Origin of the sequence: Nitrosospira sp. Nsp2, assembly GCF_003050965.1 — a bacterium.
In the GTDB taxonomy this organism is placed as follows: domain Bacteria; phylum Pseudomonadota; class Gammaproteobacteria; order Burkholderiales; family Nitrosomonadaceae; genus Nitrosospira.
Window position 1 is genome coordinate 49,825 of the sequence record NZ_QAOU01000002.1, and the last position, 13,060, is coordinate 62,884.

The window sequence follows — 13,060 nt, forward strand, 5'->3', positions numbered from 1 at the left end:
TAGGGTCAGCGGGAGCGCTGTTTTCCTCAGGAGAACTTCATCATGAAGGTCACCCATCGCTACAGAATCCCCAGCTTTGTGCGCGCCGCAGCCCTGTTTGCTTGCCGCTACAGGATTACTTAGGCTAATCCTCCAACGCGTATCGGCTCATCACGTCGTTCGAGTCGATGCTGCTCTCGGCCCAGTATGCGCTCTCAAGGTTCCTGATGCCCGTGCGTGTCAGCTCAGACAGATAGTATTCCCTGTCGTGCCCATACCGCTCGATCAGGCGGTTCAGCCTTGATTCAATATCAGAGTTAATCTCCAGCCTGAGTTCCATAGTATCGCTCCTCTATTTTGAACTGCTCTTCCTTCCAGTTAAAAGCCCAAACCGCGAATAGCCGGTTGAATTGAACGAACCCCGCTTCTCCTGCACACGGTTTTGATATTACGGTTTTTCGGAACTATAACAATTGGACCAAAGTACACTTAGTGAATCGATGAGGCAGTGGACGGCTTTATAAACGTTCGTGCTCTGTCTGCCGATTGGGCTTCAGTATTAAGCTACCTGATCCCCTAAGAACGCACGCACTACCGAAGCAGCACGGCGACGGAAGTACACAGTCAGCAGCACCGGATTCCTGCTGGACAAGAGTCGAAGACCTGTCATGCCTCTGGTAGGAGCGGCCTGATGGGACCATGTTGCGACGAAAGCGCGTGCTCGTCTAAAACACGCCTCAGAAACTATTACCATTACACGATCGATGCTTTCGCGCGCCCATGTGCTGGAGGAGCCCCGGGCTTTTACCCTGCCTGACTCTGCAAACGGACTACTACAGCATTGCAGATGCATTTATGTGCTGGTTGGCCTAACTTGACCTAAACCAGGAATTCATCCTGCCTTGGCAGTTCGGCTCGGTCTCCTTGCTCGGCATATGGAATGAACAATAGCGGTGAAGTGGCGGGTTCGTCCACATCGGCATCCAGCGGCCACCAGCAGGGGCTGTACTGTGTCACATCCGCTGTAACATTTCATAACCTATACTTGAATATCGAAAACACGCTGATCAACCTTGTCCTGATCTTCGTTGGAGGATCTGATGAACATTCACCACTGCTACACACTGCGCAACCTTATCCTGGCCGCAGTCCTGACTATTGGGTTCGCATCTTCCGCGCTTGCTCAGGAGCGTGCTTTTTTAGTTGACCTTAACAGCAAGGAAGCAACCGACCTCGGCACACTCGGTGGAGACTTTAGCTTCGCCAGGGGGATCAACGACATGGGGCAGGTGGTAGGGGAATCCGTGACTGACAACGGGCAGGTCCGTGCCTTCATCACCGGCCCTGATGGCGTAGGCATGACCGACCTCGGCACACTCGGTGGAGACGTGAGCATCGCTTACGGAATCAACGACGCCGGGCAAGTGGCAGGGGGATCCGATATTGTCAACGGGGGGACCCATGCCTTCCTCACCGGCCCTGAAGGCGTAGGCATGACTGATCTCGGCACACTCGGCGGAGACTATAGCTTCGCTTCCGGGATCAACGACGCCGGGCAGGTGGTAGGGTACTCGTACACTGACAAAGGCCAGTTCGATGTCTTCATCACGGGCGCCAATGGCGGAGGCATGACCGACCTCGGCTCCTTGGTGAGTCCGCCGCCCGGTTTTGCTTACTTTGCCCACGCTACAGCCATCAATAACCATGGGCAACTGGCTGCAGTAGCTGTAGTTCCCGAACCGGAGATGTATGCAATGCTGTTGTCAGGCCTTGGCTTGATCGGCTTTTTAGCGCCCGGGCGAGCAACTGCATGGAATTTACCATCCAAGGCATAAAGGATGATTTCCCTCTTTGGCTTCCTTGTCACCTCATGCGTTTGCTCGAAAAAACGATAGATCAGCTTTCAATCGCTGTACCTGTCACATCCGCTCTAACATTCATAACCTATACTGGGATATCGAAAACACGCTGGTCAACCTTGTCGTAATCTTTGGCGGAGGATCTGATGAACATTCAGCATTGCTACCCACTGCGCAACCTTATCCTGGCCGCAATTCTGACTATTGGGTTCGCATCTTCCGCGCTCGCCCAGGAGCGTGCTTTTTTAGTTGACCTTAACAGCAAGGAAGCAATCAACCTTGGCACAATCGGTGGAGACCGGAGCTATGCAAACGCTATCAATGATGCGGGGCAGGTGGCAGGGTACTCCGGGACTGCCAACGGGCAGACCCATGCCTTCATCGCGGGCCGTGATGGCATAGGCATGACCGATCTTGGCACACTCGGTGGAGACGACAGCTATGCTAACGGGATCAATGACGCGGGGCGGGTGGTAGGGTACTCCGAGACTGACAAAGGGCTGACCCATGCCTTCATCGCGGGCCGTGATGGCATAGGCATGACCGATCTTGGCACACTCGGTGGAGACGACAGCTATGCTAACGGGATCAATGACGCGGGGCGGGTGGTAGGGTACTCCGAGACTGACAAAGGGCTGACCCATGCCTTCATCACCGGCCCTGATGGCCTAGGCATGACCGATCTCGGCACACTCGGTGGAGACGTGAGCTACGCTACCGGGATCAATGACGCGGGGCGCGTGGTAGGGTACTCCTACACTGGCAACGGGCAGACCCATGCCTTCATCACGGGCCCTGATGGCGCCGGCATGACCGACCTCGGCACGCTCGGTGGAGACAACGAGTTGGGCTACTGGGATCAACGACGCGGGGCAGGTGATAGGCGTATCCAGGACTGACAACGGTCAGGAGCATGCCTTCATCACGGGCCCTGATGGCGCAGGCATGGCCGATCTCGGCACACTCGGTGGAAACCAAAGCGTCGCTTACGGGATCAACGACGCGGGAGAGGTGGTAGGGGCAGCCCAAGATGCTGATAACCGGGGGCTCCACGCCTTCATCACCAGCCCCAATGGCTTAAGTATGACTGGTCTTGACTCCTTGGTGAATCCGCCGACTGGTTTTACTTACAACTTTACGGACGCTAATGCCATCAATAACCACGGGCAGCTGGCTGCAGTGGCAGTAGTAGTTCCGGAGCCAGAGATGTATGCAATGCTGCTGTCAGGCCTTGGCCTGATCGGCTTTTTAGCGCGCGGGCGAGCAACTGCATAGGAATTTCCACCGCAAGCATAAAGGTTGGTGTCCCTCGATCGCTTCCTTGTTATCTCATGTCTTTTTGCTCAAAAAACGATGCATCAGCTTTCAATCGCTGTACGTATCACATCCGCTCTAACATTCGTGATCTATCCTGAATATCGAAAACACGCTGATCTTGTCGTGATCTCTGTGGAGGATCTGATGAACATTCACCGCTGCTACACACCGCGCAACCTTATCCTGACCGCGGTCCTGACTATTGGGTTCGCATCCTCCGCGCTCGCCCAGGTTGCTTTATTGGTTGACCTTAACAGCAAGGAAGTAACCTACCCTGGCATCCTCCCCGGTGGGTTCAATAGCCGTGCTTTGGGGATCAACGAGGCGGGGCAGGTGGTAGGGGAATCCGATATAGGCGGCGGGCTGACCCATGCCTTCATCACCGGCCCTGATGCCGCTGGCATGACCGATCTCGGCACGCTCGGCGGAGCCAGGAGCATCGCTTACGGGATCAACGATGCGGGGCAAGTGGTAGGGCAATCGTACGCTACTGGCAATCAGCAGTTCGCTGGTTTCATCACCGGCCCTAATGGGGTAGGCATGACCGAACTTGGCACGCTGGGCGGAACCTGGGTCCAAGCTTTCGGGATCAACAACGCGGGGCGGGTGGTAGGGGAATCCACGACTGCCAACGGGCAGACCCATGCCTTCATCACCGGCCCTGATGGCGAAGGCATGACCGATCTCGTCGGCACCCTCGGTGGAGACTATAGCGTTGCTAGAGGGATCAACGATGCGGGGCAGGTGGTAGGGGTAAACGGGGCTGGCCATGCCTTCATCACGGGCCCCAATGGCATGGGCATGACCGATCTCGGCACGCTGGGTGGAGACTATAGCTACGCTTTCGGGCTCAACGACGCGGGGCAGGTGGTAGGGTACTCGGCAACTGCCAATGGGCAGATTCATGCCTTCATCACCGGCCCTGATGGCGCAGGCATGACCGATCTCGGCACGCTGGGTGGAGACTATAGCTTCGCTTTCGGGATCGACGACGCGGGGCAGGTGGTAGGGGTATTCCAGACCGGGTTCGCGCCGGCCCATGCTTTCATCACCGGCCCTGGTGGCGTAGGCATGACCGAGCTTGACTCCTTGGTGGACCCGACGCCTGGCTTTAAGTACTTTAACAGCGCCACTGCCATCAATAACCATGGGCAAGTGGCTGCGGCGGCAGTAGTGGTAGTTCCCGAGCCCGAGACGTATGCAATGCTGTTGTCAGGCCTTGGCTTGATTGGCTTTTTAGCGCGCGGGCGAGCAGCTGCATGAACTAATGAGTAATGGACTCTTCATACTTAAACACAATGCGGAGCACATAATGGTGAGGCGAAAGAAGGCGAAAATTTGGGATAAATAGAGGCTGCCTTTTGACAGCTTAACTTCCATCACCTATTTTGAAGTAAGCGATCCTAAACATGCCTTGCCGGAGATGCCATGTCACTGAACCGTTGCTTCAAAGTGAGCAACCTCATTCTGAGCGTTGCCCTGATTATCGGCCTGGGCCATGGTACTCATGCCGTCGCCCAGGAACGCTTTCCATTTCTGATTGACCTCAACACAAGGACGGTAACCCAACTCGAACGCCTGGATGGAGGCACGACCGTACCTAGGGCGTTGAATGATGTCGGACGAGTGGTGGGATATTATTTTCCCCCAGGTCAGGGACTCCATGGCTTCATTACCGGTCCTGATGGCATGGGGATGAGAAATCTGGGCTTGGCAGGTAGCAGTGTCGCCGATGACGCCGCGGACATCAATGAGGCGGGGCAAGTGGTGGGACGACGTTCTACTCCAACTCCTTCTTCTACAACTGCCTTCATCACTGGGCCTAATGGCGAGGGCATAAGGGACCTTGGCTCGTTAGGTGGGGATTTCAGCGCCGCTCAAGGTATTAACGACGCCGGGCAGGTAGTGGGTGAATCTGAGACGGCTGAACGCGATTCCCATGCCTACATCACCGGTCCAAATGGGACGGGTATGAGAGATATCGGCGCTTTAGAGGGGAATTTCAGCTCGGCAAGCAGGATCAACGATGCGGGGCAGGTAGTGGGGCATTCTACCACAGCTGAACAATATTTCCACGGCTTCATTACGGGCGCTGATGGGATGGGCATGAGGGACCTTGGCACTTTAGGCGGGCGAAACAGCTATGCTAATGACATTAACGCTGCGGGCCGGGTGGTGGGAAGTTCTGATACTGCTGCTGAAGGTCACCATGCCTTCATCACGGCTCCCGATGGGGTAGGCATGATGGATCTTGGCGCTTTGGGCGGGGGCATTAGCTGGGCTTCCGGCATCAACGATGCGGGCCAGGTGGCGGGAACTACCAGCACTGCTGAAGGCGGAGAGCATGCTTTCATAACCGGTCCCAACGGCGAAGGCATGACCGATCTCAATTCACTGGTTGATCTGCCCCCGGGGGTGCTTCTAATGAATGCCGTGGATATCAATAACAGTGGACAAGTGATTGCTACCGGCGTTCCGGAACCGGAGACCTATGCGTTGCTGCTGGTCGGCTTGGGCTTGATTGGGTTCATGGCGCGGCCGAAGCGCCTGCCGTATAAAAAAGCGGATATAAAAGGGCCTGAGTGTTGAGGCTACGAGATCTAATCCAAGCTTTTACCCGGGCTGGCCGGAAGTCGCCCGTTCTTGACAATTCGCCTAGGCCGTCTACTCTAAAAACGTGCTTTTCTCTGTTGCGGTTCAGTTCTTTGCAAGGAGTGCCCAAAATGAATATGAAAAAAAACGGGGGCTTTAAAGTCGGCATTTTCGTCCTTGGTCCGGTGCTTTTAGCTGTCCTGAGCATTGCTACTCATGCCGATGCGGAAATTCTCTATTTCATGGACCTTAACAAAAGGACAGTGAGCGAGATTAAGACTTTCGGCGGGTTCAGCACCTTCGGCGGCATAAACAATGCAGGGCAAGTGGTGGGCGGAGCGACTACCCCTGAAGGGGGTCATTACGCGTTCCTCACCGGTCCGAGTGGCCAGGGCATCAGAAATCTTGGTTCGCTAGGCGGCAACTTCAGCCGGGCATTAGGGATTAACGATTCGGGGGAAGTGGTAGGCTTCGCCGACACGGCGACTGGCGCGCGTCGTGCCTTTATGACTGGCCCCAATGGCGTCGGGATGCGGGACTTAGGCACTTTGGGCCGGGATCAAAGCGTGGCTGAAGGCATCAACAATACCGGCCAAGTGGTGGGATATACACAAACCGATACGCAGACCGGTAGTGATGCGCATGCTTTTATTACTGGTCCCGGCGGTGAGGGCATCAGGGATCTTGACGGCACTTCGGGAGGGGCGACGAACTATGCTTTTGCGATAAACGATGCCGGGCAGGTGCTCGGGTTATCCGTAACTTCGGGGGGCGATTTTGTTTCGTTCATAACCGGCCCCAACGGCGCCGGGACGGTGGTTCTTGGCACTTTTGGAGGGCGTGGCGACGTTGCCACCGACATTAACGCTTCCGGTCAGGTAGCAGGCGGTGCTGGCATCACGGGTCCCAATGGTATGGGTATGACGACACTTGGCACGTTAGGCGCGTCTGGTACCGACGTCACCGATGCTGAAGGACTCAATGATGCGGGGCAGGTGGTTGGAAGTTCTTCCACCTCTGCCGGCGCTACTCATGCATTTGTAACCGGCCCCGATGGCGCAGGCATGACGGACCTTAATTCACTGGATTTCCTGCCGGAAGGGGTTCTTCTAACTGCCGCCATGGACATCAATAACGCGGGACAGATCATCGCAACGGGTGTTCCGGAGCCGGAATCTTATCTCATGCTGCTGGCAGGACTGGGTATGGTTGTGTTTGCGGCTCGCCGAAAGCGACCTTTGGCATAGGAACCTGGTAATCCGCCCCACACGCTTTGTGCTTGGCAGCCTGTCTTTTCCTAAGGAGAACTTCGTATGAAAATTGCCCATCGTTCCAAAGTTCGAAGCTTTTTCCTCGGTGCAACCCTGTTCGCTGGCTTCGGTTTTGATGGTTATGCCGCTGACCCAGAGCGTTCCTTCCTGATTGATCTTAACAGTAGAGAAGTGACAGAGTTGGGAAGTTTGGGGGGCGGACGCACTGTTGCAACGGGAATTAACGACCTCGGACAAGTGGTGGGGCAATCCGTTACCTCTGCCAGCCGATATCATGCTTTCATCACCGGCCCCGACGGTATCGGCATACGGGACCTGGGTATACTTGGGGTTGTAGACCAAAGCTCTGCCACCGCGATTAATGGTGCCGGACAGGTGGTGGGGCATTCGGGCGAGGCTTTCATTACCGGGGCTGATGGCAGGAACATGAGGCCTATTGGCAGTTTGGGAGGAGGAAGTACCTCTGCTCACGATATCAACGCTGCGGGACAGGTGGTGGGACAGTCCTTCACATCCGCGGGTAGTTATCATGGCTTCATTACCGGCCCCGATGGCATGGGCATGAGGGACCTTGACACTTCGGGTGGGAGAACCAGCACTCCATTGGCTATCAACGATTCTGGCCAGGTGGCAGGGCATTACGTGACATCCGCCGGTGCGCAGGGCGCTTTCATTACCGGTCCCGATGGAATGGGCATGAAGGACCTTGGTGCGTTGGGTGGCGCTATAACCGATGTTTACGATATTAACGCTGCGGGGCAGGTGGTGGGGGCTTACCGCGCTTCCTCGGGTGTTACGCATGCTTTCATTACCGGGACCGATGGCGTGGGTATGAGAGACCTTGGGACGCTTGGTGGAGGGTTTAGCGTCGCACAGGGGATTAACGATGCCGGGGAAGTAGTGGGACGATCAACTATCTCCACCGGCGCTGAGCATGTTTTCATCACCGGTCCCGGTGGCGAGGGCCTCACGGACCTGAGTTCGCTGGTGGGGCTGCCAGAAGGATTGGTTCAGGTTTACGAGATCGACATTAATAACGCAGGCCAGGTCAGCGCGATGGGTATACCCGAACCCCAATCCTACATCATGTTGCTGGCGGGGTTGGCTCTGATCGGGTTCGTGGCGCGGCGGAAGCACCTGCTGGTCTAGGAACTCTTAGATACTCTCCCCGTATCCGATTACCGCCTCAGGCCAGTGAGCGACCGTTGGATCGATGGCGCGGCGAAAATGCGTGCTGGTCTAAACGTTCGGAGAAGCTCCACTTATCCGGTCTGAGTCGTCCCGCGCCTCCCGCCTGACCTCCGCGTTTTATACCACCTGACACCTTACTTTTCCAGCAAAGCAGGGCAAATCCGCCGATGTGTTCGAGCCCTGGCTGAGCCTGGATAGGCGCAAGCGGAAATTTTTCCCGCCTTGACAATTCAGGCCTGTCGTCTACGGTTAGAACTGGTTTTGTTCGTAGCAGCCCGTCCTTTATTAAGGAGAGCAGGTCATGCGCACATATGGATTCAAACCCGGGAGCTTAACCTTCATCGCAGCCTTGCTCGCCGGCCTCGGATTTATTACTCCTGCTGCAGCCCAGTTACAGCCCTACCTCGTTGACCTTAACAGCAGAACAGCAACCACGCTCGGCCCGATGGGAGGGATAAGCACTCACGCAGCGGCGATCAACGATGCGGGGCAGGTGGCGGGGTCATCTGATCGCGGGGCTTTCATTACCGGCCCCGACGGAATGGGCATAAGGGACCTTGGCCCCTGGGCAAGCCCTTGGGATATTAACAATGCCGGGCAGGTGGTGGGGGGAAATATTTTTTTTCCCCCTCCCACTGGTGAGTCACATGCTTTCATTACCGGGCCGGATGGAGTGGGTATAAGAGACCTTGGGACGCTTGGGGGGGATTTCAGCTGGGCGGACGCGGTCAATGATATCGGGCAGGTGGTGGGCACGTCCAGTACGGCGAGCCGTGGTACACGTGCTTTCATCACCGGCCCCGATGGCGGCAGCATGAGAGAACTTGAGGCGTTTGGTGAAATTTTCGGAGCTTCTGTGCGCTTCTGGGACATCAACGATGCTGGCCAAGTAGTGGGAGGTATCTTGCCGCCGGGAGGCGATTCTTTTTTTCGTCCTTTCATCACTGGCCCAAATGGGGTTGGCGTGCGTACCCTTGGTGACGCCTGGGGTGAGGCCACCGGGATCAATAATGCGGGTCAAGTCGTGGGGTCGATGGGACCTCACGCCTTCATTACTGGCTCGAACGGCGTCGATGTGAAGGAACTTGGGACGCTTGGAGGGGATTACAGCTCGGCCTGGGACATCAACGATGCGGGCCAGGTGGTTGGAATATCCAGTATTACGGCAGATGGTTCTTTGCATGCTTTTGTTACCGGCCCTAATGGCGATGGCATGACCGACCTCAATTCACTGGTTGACCTGCCTGATGGGGTTGTTCTTACCGAAGCGAGGGAGATCAATAACGCGGGTCAGGTCATTGCGTACCCTGCGTCCCCCCAAATTCCCGAGCCGAAGATTTATGTCATGATAATTGCCGGGCTGGGCCTGATCGCGTTGATAGAGCGGCGGAAGCGGCTGTTGCTCTAGAAACTCTCCAGGAACTCCTGGGTACTCCCCATCTCACCGGCGCCTTCACGGTGGTCGCCGGCAGGCGGCCGGTGGTTGTTAGCCTGCTGATGCCCGCCTAAAGCCCTACCGTAGCAATCCCAGCGCTTCACCGCAGTCCGGATGTCTTTGTGGGCTGCCGTAATCGGCACTCTACGCGAATTTTGTGTTGCCTTGACAATCCCGCTTTGCGGTCTAATTTTAGAACATGCTTTGCTGGCAGTGCCTGCCTTTCCCCAGGAGACCTTCATCATGAAGATTACCCGTCGTTCCAGGGTGCGGCGCGTTATCCTCGCTTCAGCCCTATTTGGTCTCGGTTTTATTACTCCGGCTGCAGCGCAGCTGCATCCTTACCTTATTGACCTTAATAGCAGAACAGTGACCGAGCTTGAAGTCGCGGATCTCTTCCTGGAACCTGCACGGGCGATGAACGATGCGGGGCAGGTGGCTGGAATATTCCTGACACCGGGGAAGGACTACCATGCCTTAATCACTGGTCCGGATGGGGTGGGCATGAGGGACCTTGGCACTTTAGGCGTATCCTACAGCGTGGCTCATGGCATCAACAATGCGGGCCGGGTGGTGGGAATTTCGACCAGATATGCCGCCGATTCTTCCGCATGGGAATACCGTGGGTTCATCACTGGCCCGGATGGGGTGGGCATGAGGGATGTCGGGAGTTTAGGGGGAACCTTTTCCGAGGGTTGCGACATCAATAATTCCGGGCAGGTGGTGGGTGTATCCACCATAGTCGGAGAAACTCAGCATGCTTTCATCACTGGCCCGGATGGGGTGGGCATGAGAGACCTTGGCACTTTAGGCGGAGTCGGACGCATCCCTACTCACGTTAACGATGCCGGACAGATAGTAGGCTCGTCTCCGTACGAGACTGGTTCGTTCATCACTGGTCCAGATGGAACGGGAGTGAGAGACCTTGGCACGCTCGGCGGCGATTTTACCTTGGCGTCTGGTATTAACGATGCGGGGCAGGTGGCGGGACTGTCTTATACGACGGGCGGCGAAGCTCATGCTTTCATCACCGGCCCCGACGGCATGGGTATGAGGGATCTCGGCGCTTTAGGCGGGGCTAATAGCGTTGGCCGTGATATCAACGATGCGGGTCAGGTGGTGGGATCGTTCAGAGCTACTGAGGGAGCTCTTTCGCGTGCTTTCATTACCGGTCCCGATGGCAACGCTATGGTTGATCTCAATTCGCTGGTTGACCTGCCAGGCGGAGTTGTTCTTGGCGAAGCGGTACTCATCAACAATTCCGGCCAGGTCGTTGCTTACCCTCAAATTCCCGAGCCGAAGATTTATGTGATGATTCTTTTCGGACTGGGTTTGATCGGACTCTTTGCACGCCGCAAGAAGGCAGAAAACCCCTGGATGAACATGGGTCGCCTTTGACAGCTTAAGTTCCATCACCTACCTTGAAGCAATGGATTGCCAACGCCGCCTTGCGGGAGGATACGATGACGCTCAGACATTGCTTCAAAGTCCGCAGTCTCATTCTAACCACAGCCCTGATGGCGGGTCTCAGCCCCGTTACTCATGCCACTGCCCAGGAACGCCCGTTCCTTGTCGACCTCAGAGCAGGACAGTAACCGAACTTGGAACCTTAAGCGGCAATCGTACTGTCGCCTCGGGCATTAACGATGCCGGGCAGGTTGCGGGATATTCGATCACGTCTGAATTCGACCGGCATCCGTTCATCACCGGGTCACGGCGGCAAGGGCATGAGAGACCTTGGCACTTTGGGCGGGGGTTTCAGCCAAGCTTATGATGTCAACGATGGGGGGAAGGTGGTGGGGCAGTCTGACAAGTTGAGGAGAGGAAGCTTTTCCTGCACGGTTTCATCACCGGTCCCGATGGCAGGGGAATGCGGGAACTCGGTACCTCAGGCGGGGTAGGCGTCTATCCTGCCGGCATTAACAATGCGGAGCAGGTAGGAGGGTGGTTACATCCGACCACAGGTAATCCCAATCCCATGGCTTCATCACCGGGCCTAACGGGATGGGCATGAGAGAGGCCATTAGCCCTGGGATAGGCCTTTTGCAGAAAAAAACCGAAGAGGATCCATTATGAAAATCATCCTTGGCTTCAAAGTCCGTGGCTTTATCCTCGCTGCAGCATTTTTTGGTCTGGGTTTGGGCACCGGAGCCTCTGCCCAACAGGCCTCATACCTCATCGACCTCAACAGCAAGACAGTTACCCATCTTGGCACTTTAGGCGGGAATTTCAGCGTGGCATATGACATCAACGATGAGGGGCAGGTGGTGGGTTATTCTTCAACGGTGGAAGGGGCTGCCCATGCTTTCATCACCGGCCCGAACGGGATGGGTATGAGGGACCTTGGCACGTTAGGTGCGCCATACGATTATAACAGCATTGGATGGCGTGTTAATGAGGCGGGGCAGGTGGCGGGTTGGTCGAGCACGCCTGAATTGGATAGTCATGCCTTCATCACCAGCCCCGGTGGGAGGGGGATGAGACCCCTTGGCACGCTCGGCGGTATTCACAGCTTCGCTACGGGCATCAACGATGCGGGGCAAGTGGTGGGAGTGTCCGGTTCCCATGCCTTTATTACTGGGTCGGATGGCATGGGGATGAGAAGCCTTGGCACGTTGGGGGGGTATTATAGCGTTGCTCGGGGCATCAACGAGGCCGGACAGGTGGTGGGAGAGTCTAGCACTGGTGAATTTGGCGATTCCCATGCCTTCATCACCGGCCCTGACGGCATGGGAATGAGAGACCTTGGCACGTTAGGCGGGGATAGTGTCGCCCGTGACATCAATGATGCCGGGCAAGTAGTGGGAGAGTCCAATTTCCATGCCTTTATCACTGGTCCAGATGGCATGGGTATGAAAGACCTTGGCGCGTTGGGCGGTATTTTTCCCTTTAATTCCAGCGAAGCTTTGGGCATCAACGACGCCGGGCAGGTGGTGGGAAGTTCTTACACTGATGAAGATCGTTTATTCCATGCCTTCGTCACCGGTCCTGATGGGGAAGGCATGATGGACCTCAATTTGCTGCTTGATCTGCCTGATGGGCTGGTTCTATCGCAAGCTACTGGCATCAATGACACGGGCCAAGTCATCGCCACCGCATTTATCCCGGAGCCGGACTCGTATCTCGTGTTGCTCGCGGGGTTGGGGCTGGTCGGGTTCATGGCTCGGCGAAAGTGGCGGCCGGCATAAAAGATATCGAAAAATGGGTAAAGGAAGAGGCGAACAGCGAAGCGCCGCGTCCGAGCGACTTGTTCTTGAGGATAGTTCGTTGGGTGGCTCAATTAAAAGCGGTTGAGCGGAATGGGGGCCTCACCGTTAGAAGCAGGCGACCAAACGCTGTTGTGCTGGTTGTCGACTGGCCGAAGCGGGGCTCATCCTGCTTGACAACGCAGGCCGGTTGTCTATTCTGAGATCGTG

Annotated in this window: 12 protein-coding genes; 10 read left to right on the forward strand and 2 right to left on the reverse strand. The window is 56.2% G+C overall.

Translation table 11 applies throughout. The annotated features are described in order from the left end of the window. Positions 1-124: 124 nt before the first annotated feature. Together C8R31_RS04400 and C8R31_RS15990 are read right to left on the reverse strand one after the other, a co-directional pair. A complete protein-coding gene (locus C8R31_RS04400) occupies positions 125-319 on the reverse strand; it encodes a hypothetical protein (RefSeq protein ID WP_107692873.1) in 195 nt (64 codons plus the stop codon). 539 nt (positions 320-858) lie between these two features. Beyond that, entirely contained in the window at positions 859-996 is a 138-nt protein-coding gene (locus C8R31_RS15990; protein ID WP_181320432.1) for a hypothetical protein, read from the reverse strand. 83 nt (positions 997-1,079) lie between these two features. Between C8R31_RS15990 and C8R31_RS04405 the strand changes: the two genes are divergently transcribed. The 10 genes from C8R31_RS04405 to C8R31_RS04455 all read left to right on the forward strand — a co-directional run bounded on the left by C8R31_RS04405 (position 1,080) and on the right by C8R31_RS04455 (position 12,832). Beyond that, positions 1,080-1,814, forward strand: coding sequence for a PEP-CTERM sorting domain-containing protein (locus tag C8R31_RS04405; RefSeq protein ID WP_107692874.1), 735 nt, complete (start codon positions 1,080-1,082; stop codon positions 1,812-1,814). 170 nt (positions 1,815-1,984) lie between these two features. After that, positions 1,985-2,737, forward strand: coding sequence for an HAF repeat/PEP-CTERM domain-containing protein (locus C8R31_RS04410; protein WP_107692875.1), 753 nt, complete (start codon positions 1,985-1,987; stop codon positions 2,735-2,737). Next, positions 2,715-3,113, forward strand: a complete 399-nt coding sequence (locus tag C8R31_RS04415; RefSeq protein ID WP_181320434.1) for a PEP-CTERM sorting domain-containing protein — start codon at positions 2,715-2,717, stop codon at positions 3,111-3,113. Before C8R31_RS04410 ends, C8R31_RS04415 begins: the two co-directional genes overlap by 23 nt. 186 nt (positions 3,114-3,299) lie before the next feature. Next, positions 3,300-4,418, forward strand: coding sequence for an HAF repeat-containing PEP-CTERM protein (locus tag C8R31_RS04420; RefSeq protein ID WP_107693441.1), 1,119 nt, complete (start codon positions 3,300-3,302; stop codon positions 4,416-4,418). Positions 4,419-4,583: 165 nt separating this feature from the next. Next, the gene (locus C8R31_RS04425) at positions 4,584-5,744 is read left to right on the forward strand and encodes an HAF repeat-containing PEP-CTERM protein (RefSeq protein ID WP_107692877.1); all 1,161 of its coding nucleotides are present in this window, start codon (positions 4,584-4,586) and stop codon (positions 5,742-5,744) included. Between the two features lie 134 nt (positions 5,745-5,878). Next, on the forward strand, positions 5,879-6,994 hold the full coding sequence (locus C8R31_RS04430) for a PEP-CTERM sorting domain-containing protein (RefSeq protein ID WP_258192543.1): 1,116 nt from the start codon (positions 5,879-5,881) through the stop codon (positions 6,992-6,994). Between the two features lie 66 nt (positions 6,995-7,060). Further along, entirely contained in the window at positions 7,061-8,167 is a 1,107-nt protein-coding gene (locus C8R31_RS04435) for an HAF repeat-containing PEP-CTERM protein (protein ID WP_107692878.1), read from the forward strand. 343 nt (positions 8,168-8,510) lie between these two features. Next, on the forward strand, positions 8,511-9,617 hold the full coding sequence (locus C8R31_RS04440; protein WP_107692879.1) for an HAF repeat-containing protein: 1,107 nt from the start codon (positions 8,511-8,513) through the stop codon (positions 9,615-9,617). 270 nt (positions 9,618-9,887) lie between these two features. Further along, positions 9,888-11,042 (forward strand): HAF repeat-containing PEP-CTERM protein, encoded by a 1,155-nt coding sequence (locus C8R31_RS04450; RefSeq protein ID WP_107692881.1) that lies wholly within the window; start codon positions 9,888-9,890, stop codon positions 11,040-11,042. Between the two features lie 674 nt (positions 11,043-11,716). Next, the gene (locus tag C8R31_RS04455) at positions 11,717-12,832 is read left to right on the forward strand and encodes an HAF repeat-containing PEP-CTERM protein (RefSeq protein WP_107692882.1); all 1,116 of its coding nucleotides are present in this window, start codon (positions 11,717-11,719) and stop codon (positions 12,830-12,832) included. The last annotated feature ends 228 nt before the right edge of the window (positions 12,833-13,060 follow it).